The following is a 15,022-nucleotide window of genomic DNA, read 5'->3' on the forward strand; positions in this document are numbered from 1 at the left end:
GAGCCATGGTTGACCATACCGTAAAGGCCTTCGACAGCGAGATCGGGCAGCTTCGCGGCCTCGTCGCCGAGATGGGCGGCCTCGCCGAAGTCGCCATTCGCGACGCCATCATCGCGCTGACGCATCATGACGAGGACCTCGCGGCACAAGTCGTCGCCGCCGACGCCCGCCTCGATGCGCTGGAAGCCGAAGTGGACCGGCTGGCGGTGCGCACTATCGCCCTGCGCGCGCCGATGGCCGACGATCTGCGCGACGTGATCGCCGCGCTCAAGATCTCGGGCGTGATCGAGCGCATCGGCGACTACGCCAAGAACATCGCCAAGCGCGTCAACGCTCTCGAAAATCGCGTGAAGATCGAGCCGCTCGATCTCGTGCCGATGATGGCCGAGATCGCCGAGGGCATGGTCCGCGACGTGCTCAACGCCTATGGCTCACGCGATGCCGCGCTGGCGCAGGAGGTGATCCGCCGCGACGAGAAGCTGGACCAGTTCTACAACACGCTGTTCCGCTCGCTGCTGACCCACATGATGGAGAACCCGGCGACGATCTCCAGCGCTGCGCAGCTCCTCTTCATCGCCCGCAACCTCGAACGCATCGGCGACCACGCCACCAATGTCGCCGAAATGGTCTACTATGCCGCGACCGGCGAATACCACGCCGAGCGCGACAGCCAGACCGACGACACAAGGGACCTGCCGTGAACCCCTCCGTCCTCGTCGTCGAAGACGACCGCGCGCTCTGCGAACTGCTCACCTGGAACCTCAGCGCCGAAGGCTATCAGGTGCGCAGCACCAGTGACGGCGAGGAAGCCCTGCTGATGGTGCAGGAACAGATGCCCGACGCCATCATCCTCGACTGGATGATCGAGCACGTTCCCGGCATCGAGGTCTGCCGCCAGCTCCGCAAGGACAAGGACACCGCGCAGATCCCGATCCTGATGCTGACGGCGCGCGGCGAGGAAGAGGACCGCATTCGCGGCCTCAAGACCGGCGCGGACGATTACGTCACCAAGCCGTTCTCCCCCCGCGAACTGCTCGCCCGCATCGAGGCGCTGCTGCGCCGGGCGCGCCCCTCGCTGGCGGGCAACGTGCTCCAGTGGGGCGACATCGAACTGGACGCCACCAGCCACCGCGTGCGTCGCTCGGGCGAGGCGCTGCACCTCGGCCCGACCGAATTCCGCCTGCTGCGCTATTTCATGGAGCGTCCGAACCGGGTGGTATCGCGCCAGCAGATCCTCGACGGCGTCTGGGGCATGGACTCCGACATCGACGAGCGGACGGTGGACGTCCACATCCGCCGCCTGCGCAAGGCGATCAATCGCGACGGCGACACCGATCCCATCCGCACCGTCCGCGCGGCGGGTTATGCGATGGACGTGACCTGATCCGGCCGGGGAAGGCGAACAGTCGCCTTCCTCGCGCGTCGGCTGCCGGACGCTAGAACTTGGTGCCGATGCCCACCGCCACGATATCGGAGTCCGGTTCGCCGTTGCCGATCAGGACGTGCTTGTATTCCAGCTTGGCGTAGACCTTCTCGTTGAGGTCCTGCTCCCACCCGGCGCTGAGCCCCACGGCATCGCTGCATTCGCGGCAATCCTTCGACTGCCAGTTCGCCGCCGCATAGAGCTTCGCGCCGGGTAGCACCCGCGCGCCGGCGCGGCCACCGATGCCCCAGACCACGCGGGTATCGTTCGCCAGCACTTTCTCCGCAAAACCTTCCCCGCCGACGAATAAGCGTTCACTGAGGTCGATATCGTGACCCAGCGTCACGGCGGCGACGGCGTTGGCCTCCTCATGGTTCCAGATTATGCCCCCGGTGCCTTCGACGTAGGTTTCGTCGGCCAGGGCGGGCGCCGGAGCGGCGATGGCGGCGGCTGAGACGAGAGCGACCGGCAGCAGAATCGGAAGGTTGCGCAAGATGGATCCCCAAGGTGGAATGATGCGCCGCCTGCCAGCAGGCGGCCTCGATATGGCCGCCATAGTCCTTGGTATTGTAAGATAACATTGCTGTTGCGAGGCTGAATGTTGCGATTTACGAAATCGGCCTGCGCGTCGGAGGCTAGGAGTTAGGCGGGGGCCGCCGCATCCTTGCTATGCGAAAGCGAGGTCGTTCCAAAACGAGTTCAGGAAGACGGAATGACGGACAGATGAGGAACGCCGTGACAAGAGGGACGGGTGGAGGAGAACCACTCAGGCGGCGGCGCGGGCAGGGCGCTCCGATGCTTCCAGGGCGGCCTGAATCGTCGTCAGGAACTGGTCCGTGGCCCGCTCCCAGGAAAATCGCGCGCCGAGCCGGGCGGCGTCCCCGCGCCGTACCGCCAAGGCTGCCGTAATGGCGCGTTCGAGCACCGCGTCGACGGCGCCGGCCGGTGCTTCCATGCCTTCGTCGACGCCGCAGCCATCCAGCCCGAGGATATCGACCGGGCCGGTTACCGGAAAGGCAGCGACCGGGGTGCCGCAAGCCAGCGCCTCGATCACCACCAGTCCGAACGTGTCGGTGAGGCTGGGGAACACGAAGCAGTCGGCGGCGCGGTAGGCGCTCGCCAGTTCCTCTCCGGACAGGGCACCCAGGAACAGCACCTGGGGATAGCGGCGCTTGAGGCTTTCCAGCGCGGGACCGTCCCCGACCACGACCTTGCTTCCCGGCACTGGCGCGTCGAGAAAGGCTTCGAGGTTCTTCTCCGGCGCTACCCGGCCGACATTGAGCAGCACCGGGCCGGGCAGGGCGCCCATCGCCGGGTGCCGCACACCGTCCGGCTTGAACTGGTTCTGGTCGATGCCGCGACTCCAGCGGCGGGTATGCGCGATCCCGCGCCCGGCGAGTTCATGCGCCAGGCTCTGCGTCGAGACCAGCACGGCCTGGCTCGGCGCGTGGAAGCGCTGCATGATCGGCCAGAAGCGCTCGGCGCTGAGCCCCGTCCGCACGGCGGCATATTCCGGGAAGCGGGTATGGAACGCGGACGTGAACGGCACTCCGCGCGAAAGGCACCAGCCGCGCGCTGCCCAGCCGATCGGGCCTTCGGTGGCGATATGGACGATCTCGGGCTGCGCCTTGTCAAGCATGCGGCGAACCCCGAAACGCGGCGCCATGGCGAGGCGGATCGAGGCATAGCCCGGCATCGGCACCGTGAAGAAGCGATCGGGCGTCAGCGTCTCCACCTGGTGACCGCGCCGGGTCAGTTCATCCAGCGTGGCGGAGAGCGAGCGGACCACGCCGTTGACCTGGGGGAGCCAGGCGTCGGTCGCCAGGGTCAGCTTCACTCCGCTGGCTCGTGCTGGGCCGCCTCGTGATGGCCCGCCTCGTGGTGGGCCGGGATACCCTCGGCGGTCTGGCCGCCGGTCTCCGCGATCCAGTCGATGATCGCGATGTGGCCCTGGAGATCCTCGACCAGGGCGGTGCAGCTTTCCACCCAGTCGCCGTCGTTGTAGTAGGTGATTCCGCCGAACTGGCGGATCTCCGCGCAGTGGATGTGGCCGCAGACCACCCCGTCGAAGCCGCGCGAGATCGCTTCGCCGGCCACGGCTTCCTCGTAGCTGCAGACGTATTGGACGGCGTTCTTGACCTTCTTCTTCATATAGGCCGAGAGCGACCAATAGGGCATCTTCAGCTTGCGCCGCACCGCGTTGAACACGATGTTGGCCCGCAGCAGCGCGCCGTAGGCCTTGTCGCCCAGGAAGGCGAGCCACTTGGCATAGAGCACCACGCCGTCGAACGCGTCGCCGTGGGTGACGAGCAGACGGCGGCCGTCGAGCGTCTCGTGCACCGCTTCCAGCACCAGTTCCACGCCGCCGAAGGTGAGCCCGGCATAGTCGCGCAGCATTTCGTCATGGTTGCCCGCCACGAAGACGACGCGCGTGCCGCGATGGGCCATCTTGAGGATGCGGCGGATCACTTCGTTGTGGGCATCGGGCCAGTACCAGCCCTTGCGCAGGCGCCAGCCGTCGACGATGTCCCCCACGAGATAGAGCGTCTTGCATTCCACCGAGCGCAGGAAGTCCACCAGCATTTCGGCATTGCAGCCGCGCGTGCCCAGGTGGACGTCGGAGATCCAGATCGTCTCGTACTTGCGCTTGGGGCGAAAGCCCTTGGGATCGGGCAGGTCGAGCCAGGCGGGGATGTTGGTGCCGGTAAATCCGGCATCGCTGCCGTTGCGGCGTGCGAGAAGGGTGTCGGCGTCGTTCCGCATCGTTGTGCCCCGATCCAGTTCTGGCTCGTTCCAGTTGCTGGATGATTGCATTTCCGCGTTGCGTGGCGGTGACGGTTGCGGGTCACTTCGATGACAGCCGCTCGCAGGAGAAAACCCACATGGAGGCTCGCCCGCGCGTGCTCGATCTTTTCCGTTGCACGTCATCGATATGTCACTTGCTCGTCACACTGGAGCGGCAATTACCCGCGCGGAGTCCCGATCCGGGGGGCAATCAGGCAGGGGGCCATGCGGCGCATCGACATATTGCTGGCGAGTGAACTTTCAGGTGGTCTCGCCGCCTTTCGGCACGACGATTTCGATGTCGTCCTTCATCGCTGGACCGACTTTGCCGAACTGCCGCTGATCGAAGGGGCGCTCTGGGTGTTCATCGACTGGGTGTTGCCGGAAATGTCCGGCCTCGAACTCTGCCGCCGCCTGCGCGCGGACGGCCTCACCAGCCATGCCCATGTCACCATCGTTCTCGAAGAGGACAACGTGGACGATCGCAAGCGCGCGCTGCGCATGGGGGCCGACGACTACATGGTCGGCCCGCTGACCCGCTCCGCCCTTCTCGACCGGGTGCTCGGCGCCAATATCAGCGAGCAGGACACGGCCAATGGTCGGGTGCTGGCGCAAGGCGAACTCTCGGTGGACGTGGCTGCGTTCCAGGCCCGTTGGCAGGGCAAGCCGATCTCGCTGATGCCCAACGAACTGCGCCTGCTGCGCTATTTCATCGAGCATCCCGGCCGCGTCTTTACCCGCAACCAGTTGATCGCCGCTCTCGGCAAGCAGGAGCCGGCGGTGGACGAGCGCACGGTGGACGTGTGGATCGGCAGGCTGCGCCGCGCGCTCAAGGGCGTGGGCGCGGGCAACCCGCTGCGCACCGTGCGTTCGCTCGGCTACGTCTTCGACGCGGTCTGAGCTACTCGCCCCGATCGCTCGAACAGGGTCGTCAGCCCAGCCAGCCTGCGGTCTGCGCCAGAAGCCAGAGTCCGATCACCAGGAACAGCAATGCCGCGATGCCGCGCACGACATCGAGCGGCACGCGCTTGATGATCGCATTGCCCAGGAACACGGCGGGCACATTGGCGAGCATCATGCCGATCGTGGTGCCCACCATCACCGGAACCACGCTCTGATAGCGCGCGCCGAGCGCGATCGTGGCGATCTGCGTCTTGTCGCCCATCTCGACCAGGAAGAAGGCGATCGTGGTCGCGGCGAACGGACCGAAGCGGCTGGGCCGGGGCGCGTCGTCCTCCTCGAACTTGTCGGGGATCAGCGTCCAGCCCGCCATGACGATGAAGCTGGCGGCGATGAGGTAGCGGAACCAGCGACCATCCAGGAAGGCGGCCGCCTGTTCGCCCACCAGCGCGGCCAGGAAATGATTCGCCAGCGTCGCCACGAAGATGCCCGCGACGATCGGCCAGGGCCGCTTGAAGCGGGTGGCCAGCAGGATCGCGAGAAGCTGGGTCTTGTCGCCGATCTCCGCAAGCGCGACCACGGCCGTCGAGGTGAACAGGGCCGGGCCGAACAGAGTCGACGTAAGCAGGGCTGGCACGAAAATTTCTCCGGGGCCGGGCGGCAGACAAGACAATAGCGCGGCAGAACCCGCCCGGCCGGACGGAGCTGCAACGCCATTGGTCTCGCCCGGACGGTCCTTTCCGTCCTCCTGTGCGCCATGGTCTCTCGACCAAGTATGTTGACGACAGGTCCTGCTGGTCTTGCCCAGGCGATGGCCGAGACAAGGGGGCGCAGGCGGCTACTCCCCAGATGACGCGGCGCCCTTAACCCGGCCCCGCCCGAATGGAAAGAAAAAAGGGCCGGTCGCATCGCTGCGACCGGCCCGTCAGTTGCCGTCGGGAGGGCAGGACCTCCGTGGTGAGATGGTCAGAACTTGGCCGTTGCCGAAAGCGAGAAGACGCGGCCGAGATCGTAAGTGTTGAAGTCCACCCGGCCGTCCTCGAAGGTTTGATACTCGAGGTGCTTGCGGCCCGTAAGATTGCGACCCTCGGCCTTCAGCTCGATTTCCTTGCCGCCGACCTGGATGCCCTGGCGCAGCACGACATCGATGCGCAGGCCCGGATATTCGATCACGTCGGGCTGGCGCACGGTGCCGACGAGGCCGCGGCTGACCGAACGCTTGCTGGCATAGCTGAGCAGAATGGTCTGCTGCGACAGCTTCTCGGTATCTTCCATGCCCAGTTGCAGGTTGAGCAAGTGCTCGGCCTGGCCAGTAAGCGGTGCGCCATTGCGGAAGTAATCGCGGGCGAACTGCGTCGTGCTGGCACCGTAGATGTCGGTCGTGTCGTCGTCGCCAACCTTCAGCTTCGACTTGGTATAGGTGTAGTTGCCGACCAGGACCAGGCGCCGGTTTTCGAAGAACGATCCGCCCAGCGTATCGAGGTAGACATGCTTCTGCACTTCGAGTTCCGCACCGTAGAGGTCGGCCGCAGGCGCGTTGGCGTAAGTGGTGATGAAGCTTTCGGAACCGGCGAGGATCGATTCGATCGGGTTCTTGATGTGCTTGTAGAACCCGCCGAGCGACACCCGCTCGTCACGGCCGAAGTACCACTCGAAGCGGGCCTCGGCGTTGTAGAGCTGGCTATCCTTGAGGAAAGGGTTGCCGCGATAGGTGCGGTTGCTGTCGGGATCGTAGAAGTTCTGATAGACCAGCTCGCGGAACTGCGGGCGGGCGATCGTCTTCGAACCGTTCACGCGGACCTGCATGCTCGGCTCGATCTCGTACGTGAGCGTCAGCGCGGGAAGGAAGTATTCCTTCTTGAGGTCGGTCGTCGCCTCGGCCGGAGCTCCGACCGGTCGCAGGACTGTCGACTGCTTGGCGTATTCCCAGCGAACGCCGGCATCGACCGAAAGGCTGTCGGTGATCTGGCCGTCAACCTTGCCGTAGAAGGCATGGTTGAGCAGGCGGGCATCGAACAGACCGACGTTGGCCGTCAGGTCGCGCAGCTCCAGGTTGTAGTTCACGCCGCCAGCCTGGTTGATGTACCACATGCCGGGCTGGAGCAGCACGTCGGGCCGCAGCAGGCCGAACGACTGGATCAGGTTCTGGTCGCCGCTGGCGTAGACGCCGAACTGGCGGTTGGTGTTCGTGCGGCGATTGAGCTGATAGGCATAGCCCACCGTTCCGCGCCAGCCTTCGAAGAACTGGTGAGAAACGTCGGCACCGGCCGACCAGACGTCCTCGCTCAGGCGCGAGAAGGTGATGGTGGTCGGGTCGACCGCGCCGGTGCCCAGGGTATTGACGTAGTTCTGACCGAACTGGGTGCCGTCGTTGGTGCGGATATATTCCGAATCGATCTCGAACGGAGAGAGCCGCTTCGAGTTCGCGAAGCCGCCGCGCAAGTCGATGGTGGTCTTGTCATCCACCTTGAATTCGCCGGTGAGCTGGGTGTCGAGCAGGGCGCGCTCGTACCAGGCCGTCTTCTGCGAGATGAAGTCGACCGCCGGGTTGCTCTCCTGGTTACCGGCGCGCAGGCGCGTGAACTTGCTGGTGTCGTGAATGTAGACATTGGTCCAGCGGATCGAGTTCTCGCCCCATTCCAGACCCATGCCCAGCATCCCGTTGACGACGATGCGGTTGTCGGTGCTGACGGTGCGATAGTCTTCCCAGAGGTTGTTGGGATTGGCGCTCAGGCCCTGGGTGAGCTGCTGGATGGCGTCCCGGGTCTGGGTCTTGTTGGAATAACCGGCCGCGCCGATCACGCCGAGCGTGACTTCACCCATTTCAAACTTGGTGCCGGCGGAGAGATCCACCGAGAAGTTCGGCTGCATCTTGTCGACGCGCTGGACCACGGCGTTGCGGCCCCGGAACAGCACGCTGCCGATCTCCTTCGCCTGGTCGCTGTTGGAACCCATCACGGTATTGCCGTTCAGGTAGCTCTTCAGCGCCGGCGGGATGGAACGGTTGCCGTTGTCGTAACCGGTCCAGTCGCTCTTGGCGCCGTAATAGGTATAGCCGAGCTTGTTGGTCGATTCGGTATCCCAGCCGATGCCGCCGCCGATGGTGAGGAAGCTCTCCTCGGGAATCGACTTGGTCGTCAGGTTGATGACGCCGCCGCCGAATTCGCCGGGGAAGTTCGTGGAGTAGCTCTTCTGCACCAGCGACGAGGCAATGATGCTGGTGGGGAAGAGGTCGAGCGGAACCACGCGCTTCAGCGGCTCGGGGCTGGGCAGCGGCGAGCCGTTGAGCAGCGCCAGCGAGTAGCGATCGCCGAGGCCGCGCACGTAGACATAGCCGTTGCCGACCACCGACAGGCCGGTGACACGGCCCAGCGCGCCGGCGATGTCGCCTTCGCCGGTACGTGCGATCTGCTCGGTCGAGAGGACGGAGACCACTTGGGGTGCCACGCGCTCGATATTGCGGTTGCGCTGGCCGGTGACGATGATGGCGCCGCCGGGAATGGAGACGTCGGGCGCGGCTTCCTCGGCTGCGGGTTCCGCGGTGGATGAAGCGGGATCGGCGCCTACGGCACCGGAGGCGGGAGCGGAAGTGCTGTCCTGCGCCCAGGCCGAAGTCGGCGCGAGGATCGCAGTGGAGAGCAGCAGCGTGACGAGCCGCGGCTTGATCATGGTATGTCCCCCTGGAACATCTATCGGATGCGAGAAGGGGGCGGCCTGAATGGACCGCCCCCTGTCGTTAGGCTGCGGGCGGCCGGATCAGGTCGTGGGCAGCGCGGTGCAGGCGCTGTTCGATCCGAGGTTGGCGTTGGTGGTGTCGCAGGTCCAGCCGCGATACCAGGTGTCCGAGGCATCCTTCACGGCGCCGATATAGGTGGCGGCGGTGAAGTAGCTGGAGATTGCCGCCAGGCCCGCGAAAGGTGCGACGCCGGTTTCGTTCGCGCCGTTGACGAAGGTGTTCGACAGCGTCGAGGTGAAGGTCGACTGGTTGCCGGTGCCTGCATCGAAGGCAGCCTTGACCGCAGCGGCATCGTAAGAGCCGCCGCCCAGGAACGCGCCCGAACCGCCGCAGGTCAGGACGACCGAGTTGGCGACGAGCGAGGCGGGGGCCGAGCTGTTGGCCGAAGTGCCGTTCAGGCGGATGCACTCGTTGGTCGGCGTGAAGAAGATGCCGTTGGCGAGCGTGACGTCGGCGTTGCCGCGGAACAGGGCCGAAGCCTGGTTGCCGCTGTTGCCGGAACCGACGCTGGTCTGGACGGCGGTGAAGTTGGCGACCGCGATCTTGGTGCGCGGGGTGTCGCTTTCGTTGCCGTTGCTGTCGAACTCGAAGAACGAGTCGCCGGCGCTCGGCTTCTGGACGATCAGGACGTACTGCACGTTGGCCTGAACGCCGGTATCGAGGTCGAGGCTGTCATCGTCGGCATTGATGGCGACGTAGTGCTTCATGTTCAGCGCACCGCCGAAGAATTCCGCGCCGTCGTCCGAGCTGTTGACCGACTGGATGTAGTCGAGCTGGGTGCCGGTGCCGATGCCGCCGCCGGTAAGAGCCTGAAGCTCGTTGTTCGGTGCGAGCGAGAAGCCCGAATAGCGGATCTGCACGTACTTCAGGCTGCCGGCGTTGTAGGCGTTGTCGCGACCGCCGAAGTTGGCGGGATCGGCGGCACCTTCGGTGACGCGTTCGCAGTTGTCGGCAGCCACCGAGCCGAGGCCGGTCGAGCAGTCGGTGATGCGACCGCGGCCAAGCAGCACGACGCCGCCCCACTTGCCCTGGGTATCGTTGTTGATGGCCGTGCCGTTGGCTTCCTTGCCGGTCACGTTTTCGAGGCTGGTGAAGATGATCGGCTGCGTGGCGGTGCCTTCGGCGATCAGCTTGTTGCCGCGGTTGACGGCCAGCCACGAGGCGCCCGTGGTGCTGTCGCCATAGACGATCGCGCCGGCCTGGACGGTCAGCGTGACGTTGGTGTCGGCCGTCAGGGAGCGGCCATTGCAGGCCTTGGTGGTGGTGGCGAAGGGTGCAGCGGCGGTCGGCGCCGCGAAGCCGCCGTCGCAGCCTACGTCGACGCGGCCGTTCAGGCGATAGAGTACGCCGGTGACCTTGGGCAGGGTGGCGCTGGCGTTGACCAGTGCAGGCAGGGTGCAGACGCGCCACGTGCCCTGCGGACCGGCGATGGTGCCGTCATTGGTGAGAGCGAGGCCGCTGGTGGCCGCGGTGCTGGGGCATTCGGCCGCCGCGACCACAGTGCCCGGGGTCGGGGTGGGCGTCGGAGCGGGCGTCGGCGTGGGATTGGTGATTTCGATGCTGCCGGCACCCGGCGAGGAGATGTCGTCGGCGCCGCAGCCGGCGAGAGCGAGAGCACTGCAGCCGATCAGCAGCGCGCCATGAATGGTCTTCACGTGAATTCCCCCGTTTGTCAGGTCGAGCCGAGGCGGCGAGTCCGCCGTCGCTGAGCGCGGGGTCTAGGGTGAGGTGGTGACAGTTTGTTGGCGCTACAATGACAGTAATCTGCAGTTATACGACGGCTGTATGACGAATCGGGCGATGTACCTCGAAAGGATGAGGTGCGACTCGCGCATTTTGCCGGCTTCACACCCAGGTTGCAGTTTTATGACAGTGGCGTCATTTTCTTGTGGGACGTGATTTTTGAGCGGATGTTGCATTTCGCCAACAGATCAAAAACGAACGGGAGAATGCCATGTCCTTCACTGCCCTCGCTGCCACTCTCCTGCTGAGCCAGACTGCCGTCACGGCTGCGCCGGCCACGCCGCTGAACGACCGGATTGACGTGGCCTATACCGAGCTGTCGAGCGGAAATGCCGAAGCCGCCGTTCGCAAGCTGGAAGCGGCCGGTGCGGCCAAGTCCGAAGACCCGGCCACGCTGATCAATCTGGGCGCGGCCTATGCGGCCAACGGCCAGTCGGAAAAGGCGCTCGCCAGCTACCGCGCCGCGGTGGCCAGCCCGGATCGCTACGACCTGCAACTGGCCGACGGATCCTGGACCGACTCGCGTGCCGCCGCGCGCCTGGCGCTGAACAACCTGCTGCGCTCCACGGCGCGCGCTTCGCGCTGAACGCGCGTGGATTGAGCAAGTAGCTGTAAACAGGGAGGGATGCTCCCTCCCTGGTCACCAAAACCGAAGCTGGCCTTTCGGGACGCACCTGAAGTATAACAAGTGTACGCAAGGGGTGTGGTCAAGGTTGCAGCGCCCTTCCACGATGACCTAGCTTGGTGTGCCGAACTGCAATGGCACTGCTGAATTGGCCGTGCCATCGTCACATAGTTGTCATCCAGATGGAGCACTGCGCCCTCAGACGGAGGGCATCGTGATTCGGTATACTCAGCTTAAGACCCGCAAGGTTCGGGGATATCTCGCCAATTTCGCGGCACTTGTTGCCGCAGGGCTCGGCTTCGTGCCGTCTCTCGCCCAGGCGCAGCAGGTTATGCGCGCCGATCCCGCCGGCTCCGGCCCGATCGTGAATGCGCTGGGCTGGCTTCAGGGAACGCTGCTCGGCAACGTCGCCACTGCCGTCGCCGTCATGGCGGTGGCCGCGGTCGGCTTCATGATGCTGACCGGCCGGATGAACTGGCGCTTCGGCGCCACGGTCATCATCGGCGTGTTCATCCTGTTCGGCGCCGGCGCGATCGTCACCGGCATCCAGTCCGCAGCGGTGGGCTGAGATGTCGCTCGCGCGCTATCCGGTCCATCGCGCGCTGACCCGCCCGCAGATGTTCGCGGGCGTGACCTACAGCTTCTTCATCATCAATGCGGCGGTGACGACGGAAATCTTCCTCATCACCAAGAGCTTCTGGGCGCTGCCAGCAGCGCTCGCGATCCACGGTGCCGGATACCTCGCATGTCTACGCGAACCCCGGGTATTCGACCTGTGGATCGCCAAGGTCAGCAAGTGTCCGCGCGTGCCGAACTGGCAGCGCTGGGGCTGCAACAGCTACGCGCCCTGATTGGGGGACGCGGGGGAAACGACGATGTCCAAGAGCAAGAAATCGGCCCACAAGGGCGCTCTTGGCGGTTGGGCCGCCAAGGAAACGCTGGTCGGCGACCGGCTGCCCTACCAGGCATTGGTGGACGAGAACGTCGTGCTGCTGCGCGACGGTTCGGTCATGCTCTCGCTGATGGTGCCGGGCTTCGCCTTCGAAACCGCCGATAGCGAGGAACTGAACGCCCATGTCGCCACGCGCGAAGTGCTGCTGCGCTCCTCGCTCGACGCGCGTTTCGTGCTCTATCACCACGTCATCCGCCGCCGCGTGCAGATCGCGCTGGAAGGCCAGTTCGAGGATCCGCTCGCCGCGCATATCGATGCGCGATGGCGGGCGCGCACCGGCTCGGGCGCGCTGTTCGTCAACGACCAGTTCGTCACCCTGGTGCGCCGTCCCGCGCGCGGCAAGGCAGGCTGGCCGGACAAGCTCTCGCGCATGCTCCGCAACAAGGGAAGCGCACCCGCCGAGGCCGACCCTGCCGACGTTCGCGCGCTGCGCGCTGCCGCATCGGCCATGGTCGCATCGCTGGGCGCCTATGGTGCGCGGCTGCTGGGGGACTACGAAGGGCAGGCCGGACCGTGCTCGGAAGTGCTGGAGCTGCTCTCGGCGCTGTACAACGGCGAGATGCGGCCGGTGCGCAAGCCGGTTGACGGCACCGATATCGGCCATATGCTGCCTTATCGCCGCATCAATTTCGGCATGGACGCGCTCGAACTGCGCGGCGCCGCCGGCGCCTCCTTCGGGTCGATGGTGAGCCTCAAGGACTATCCCGACAGCACCGCGCCGGGCCTGACCGATCCGCTGCTGCGCCTTCCCTGCGAACTGGTGCTCACCGAGACTTACGCGCCTTCGGACCGCCAGATCGCCCGCGAACGCATCGACCTCGCCATCCGCCGCCTGCGTTCGGCGGACGAGGAAGCGATGGCCGAGCGCCGGGAAATGTCCTCGGCCCGCGATTCGCTCGGCACCGGCGCGGTCGGTTTCGGCGATCACCACCTTTCGGTGCTGGTCCGCGCCGATACGCTCGACGCGCTCGACGAAGTCACCGCCCTCTGCGCGGCCTCGCTGGCCGATGCCGGTGCCGTGGCGGTGCGCGAGGATGTGAACATGGAGCCGGCGTTCTGGGGCCAGCTCCCCGGAAACGAGGGCTTCATCGTCCGCCGCGCGCTGATTTCCAGCGCCAACATGGCCTGCTTCGGCTCGCTTCACGGCTTTGCGATGGGCCAGGCGAGCGGCAACCACTGGGGCGATGCGGTGACCCTGCTGGCGACCACCAGCGCCACGCCGTTCTTCTTCAACTTCCATCAGGGCGACCTCGGCAACTTCACCGTCATCGGTCCGTCGGGTTCCGGTAAGACCGTAGTCATGAACTTCCTGGCCGCCCAGGCGCAGAAGTTCAGTCCGCGCACGGTCCTGTTCGACAAGGACCGCGGCGCCGAAGTGTTCCTGCGCGGCATCGGCGGCACCTACAGCCGCGTCGCCGCCGGGCATCCGACCGGGTTCAACCCGCTCTCGCTGCCCGATACCGCCGCGAACCGCGCTTTCCTGCGCGACTGGCTGGGCGTGCTGCTCGAAGCCAGGGGCCCGGAGGAGCTCTCGACGATCGCCGGCGCGGTCGACGCGGCCTATCACAACGACCCCTCGCTGCGCCGCCTCTCGCACTTCCGCGAACTGCTGGCGGGCGCGCGCCGCCCTGAACCCGGCGACCTCGCAAGCCGCCTCGACGCCTGGCTTCAGGGGGGCGAGCATGGCTGGCTGTTCGACAACCAGCACGACCGGCTCGACCTCTCGTCCCGCGTGCTCGGCTTCGACATGACGGCACTGCTGGAAAGCCCGCGCCTGCGCACGCCGGTCATGATGTACCTGTTCCACCGCATCGACGAGCGGCTGGACGGCGAACCGACGATGATCCTGATCGACGAAGGCTGGAAGGCGCTCGACGACGAAGTCTTCGCCGCCCGCATCCGCGACTGGCTCAAGACCTTGCGCAAGCGCAATGCACTGGTGGGCTTCGCCACCCAGTCGGCCCGCGACGCGCTGGACAGCAAGATCGCCACCGCGCTGGTCGAACAGACCGCGACGATGGTGTTCATGCCCAACGCCCGCGCCCGCTATGAGGATTATTGCGAGGGCTTCGGCCTGTCGCAGCACGAACTGGATGTGATCAAGACGCTGCCGGCGCAGTCGCGCTGCTTCCTGATCCGCCAGTCGGACGCCTCGGTGGTGGTGCGCCTCGACCTTTCGGGCATGCCCGAAGTGCTCACCGTGCTTTCGGGCCGCGAGAGCACCGTGCGCAAGCTCGACCAGCTTCGCGAGCGCTACGGCGACGATCCGGCGGCCTGGTATCCGGTGCTGACCGGCCTGCCATGGCCGGGCGAAGCGGATGACGAGGCCGCCTGGATCGAGGCGGCGGAGTAGGGGCGATGAGCACCGCCTGCGAACAGCTTACCGAAGTCGCCAGCGCGGGGGTTGCCCCGGCGCTGCGCGCGGTCGATTGCGTGGCGAACGAGATGGCTTCGGCTGCCTTCGGCCGCCTGTTCGGCGCCGAAGGGGCGATGGCCCCGGTGCTGACGATCCTGCTCACGCTCTATATCGCCTTCTTCGCGATCTCGCTGCTGACGGGCCGCTCCAGCCTCGGCATCTCGGCGCTGACGCCGCGCATGCTGACGCTGGGCCTGGTGCTGACTTTCGCAACCAGCTGGATCGCCTATCAGGGCGTCGTCTGGAACCTTGCCGTGGGCGGCCCGGACTGGATCGCCTCGCAGCTGATGGGCGCGAAGGGTTCGGCCACCCAGATCTTCGGAGATCGCATCGACGTGGTCTTCAACGCCATCGCGGAGGCTTCGCAGAACGCGGGGCAGGCCGGCGGGGACGCCGCGCAGGCAGCGCCGGAGGGCGCGGCACCGGCCAAGGCCGCCATGCCA

Annotated in this window: 14 protein-coding genes and 1 riboswitch; of the genes, 8 read left to right on the top strand and 6 right to left on the bottom strand. The window is 66.0% G+C overall.

Annotation, left to right across the window (positions count from 1 at the left end):
* Positions 1-5 precede the first annotated feature (5 nt).
* Both phoU and phoB read left to right on the top strand, forming a co-directional pair.
* Complete coding sequence (phoU, locus tag L284_RS33050) at positions 6-701, top strand: phosphate signaling complex protein PhoU (RefSeq protein ID WP_021233598.1); 696 nt, start codon at positions 6-8, stop codon at positions 699-701.
* Entirely contained in the window at positions 698-1,384 is a 687-nt protein-coding gene (phoB, locus tag L284_RS33055; protein WP_021233599.1) for a phosphate regulon transcriptional regulator PhoB, read from the top strand. The genes phoU and phoB overlap by 4 nt, the downstream gene beginning before the upstream one ends.
* A 52-nt stretch (positions 1,385-1,436) precedes the next feature.
* Here phoB and L284_RS33060 read toward each other — a convergent pair whose 3' ends face one another.
* From L284_RS33060 to L284_RS33070, 3 genes are all read right to left on the bottom strand, one after another.
* Positions 1,437-1,916 carry a hypothetical protein gene (locus L284_RS33060; protein WP_021233600.1) on the bottom strand — a complete coding sequence of 160 codons (480 nt, stop codon included), beginning with the start codon at positions 1,914-1,916 and terminating at the stop codon, positions 1,437-1,439.
* A gap of 273 nt (positions 1,917-2,189) precedes the next feature.
* A complete protein-coding gene (locus L284_RS33065; protein ID WP_021233601.1) occupies positions 2,190-3,260 on the bottom strand; it encodes a glycosyltransferase family 4 protein in 1,071 nt (356 codons plus the stop codon).
* Entirely contained in the window at positions 3,257-4,186 is a 930-nt protein-coding gene (locus L284_RS33070) for a UDP-2,3-diacylglucosamine diphosphatase (RefSeq protein ID WP_021233602.1), read from the bottom strand. The genes L284_RS33065 and L284_RS33070 overlap by 4 nt, the downstream gene beginning before the upstream one ends.
* A 246-nt stretch (positions 4,187-4,432) precedes the next feature.
* Here L284_RS33070 and L284_RS33075 point away from each other — a divergent pair, with 246 nt between their 5' ends.
* Positions 4,433-5,107: a response regulator transcription factor gene (locus L284_RS33075; protein WP_021233603.1), complete on the top strand. Its 675-nt coding sequence runs from the start codon at positions 4,433-4,435 to the stop codon at positions 5,105-5,107.
* Between the two features lie 31 nt (positions 5,108-5,138).
* Here L284_RS33075 and L284_RS33080 read toward each other — a convergent pair whose 3' ends face one another.
* The 3 genes from L284_RS33080 to L284_RS33090 all read right to left on the bottom strand — a co-directional run bounded on the left by L284_RS33080 (position 5,139) and on the right by L284_RS33090 (position 10,498).
* Positions 5,139-5,744: a TMEM165/GDT1 family protein gene (locus tag L284_RS33080; RefSeq protein ID WP_021233604.1), complete on the bottom strand. Its 606-nt coding sequence runs from the start codon at positions 5,742-5,744 to the stop codon at positions 5,139-5,141.
* Positions 5,745-5,804: 60 nt separating this feature from the next.
* A riboswitch (yybP-ykoY riboswitch) is annotated at positions 5,805-5,967 on the bottom strand.
* Between the two features lie 106 nt (positions 5,968-6,073).
* The gene (locus tag L284_RS33085) at positions 6,074-8,776 is read right to left on the bottom strand and encodes a TonB-dependent receptor domain-containing protein (protein WP_021233605.1); all 2,703 of its coding nucleotides are present in this window, start codon (positions 8,774-8,776) and stop codon (positions 6,074-6,076) included.
* 87 nt (positions 8,777-8,863) lie between these two features.
* The gene (locus L284_RS33090; RefSeq protein WP_021233606.1) at positions 8,864-10,498 is read right to left on the bottom strand and encodes a hypothetical protein; all 1,635 of its coding nucleotides are present in this window, start codon (positions 10,496-10,498) and stop codon (positions 8,864-8,866) included.
* Positions 10,499-10,797: 299 nt separating this feature from the next.
* Here L284_RS33090 and L284_RS33095 point away from each other — a divergent pair, with 299 nt between their 5' ends.
* From L284_RS33095 to L284_RS33115, 5 genes are all read left to right on the top strand, one after another.
* Entirely contained in the window at positions 10,798-11,172 is a 375-nt protein-coding gene (locus tag L284_RS33095) for a hypothetical protein (RefSeq protein ID WP_021233607.1), read from the top strand.
* A 253-nt stretch (positions 11,173-11,425) separates the two neighbouring features.
* Positions 11,426-11,779, top strand: a complete 354-nt coding sequence (locus L284_RS33100; protein ID WP_021233608.1) for a TrbC/VirB2 family protein — start codon at positions 11,426-11,428, stop codon at positions 11,777-11,779.
* Between the two features lies 1 nt (position 11,780).
* Entirely contained in the window at positions 11,781-12,062 is a 282-nt protein-coding gene (locus L284_RS33105; protein WP_021233609.1) for a type IV secretion system protein VirB3, read from the top strand.
* Between the two features lie 24 nt (positions 12,063-12,086).
* Positions 12,087-14,516 (top strand): VirB4 family type IV secretion/conjugal transfer ATPase, encoded by a 2,430-nt coding sequence (locus L284_RS33110; RefSeq protein ID WP_021233610.1) that lies wholly within the window; start codon positions 12,087-12,089, stop codon positions 14,514-14,516.
* Positions 14,517-14,521: 5 nt separating this feature from the next.
* A partial coding sequence (locus tag L284_RS33115) for a type IV secretion system protein (protein WP_021233611.1) occupies positions 14,522-15,022 on the top strand: 501 nt, incomplete at its 3' end.

The sequence above is a fragment of the Novosphingobium lindaniclasticum LE124 genome, from assembly GCF_000445125.1.
Classification (GTDB): domain Bacteria; phylum Pseudomonadota; class Alphaproteobacteria; order Sphingomonadales; family Sphingomonadaceae; genus Novosphingobium; species Novosphingobium lindaniclasticum.

Bases quoted from the DNA above. Each gene is read 5' to 3' on its own strand.
- phoU (WP_021233598.1), top strand. From the start codon at position 6: ATGGTTGACCATACCGTAAAGGCCTTCGACAGCGAGATCGGGCAGCTT.
- L284_RS33070 (WP_021233602.1), bottom strand. From the start codon at position 4,186: ATGCGGAACGACGCCGACACCCTTCTCGCACGCCGCAACGGCAGCGAT.
- L284_RS33075 (WP_021233603.1), top strand. From the start codon at position 4,433: ATGCGGCGCATCGACATATTGCTGGCGAGTGAACTTTCAGGTGGTCTC.
- L284_RS33085 (WP_021233605.1), bottom strand. From the start codon at position 8,776: ATGATCAAGCCGCGGCTCGTCACGCTGCTGCTCTCCACTGCGATCCTC.
- L284_RS33095 (WP_021233607.1), top strand. From the start codon at position 10,798: ATGTCCTTCACTGCCCTCGCTGCCACTCTCCTGCTGAGCCAGACTGCC.
- L284_RS33105 (WP_021233609.1), top strand. From the start codon at position 11,781: ATGTCGCTCGCGCGCTATCCGGTCCATCGCGCGCTGACCCGCCCGCAG.
- L284_RS33110 (WP_021233610.1), top strand. From the start codon at position 12,087: ATGTCCAAGAGCAAGAAATCGGCCCACAAGGGCGCTCTTGGCGGTTGG.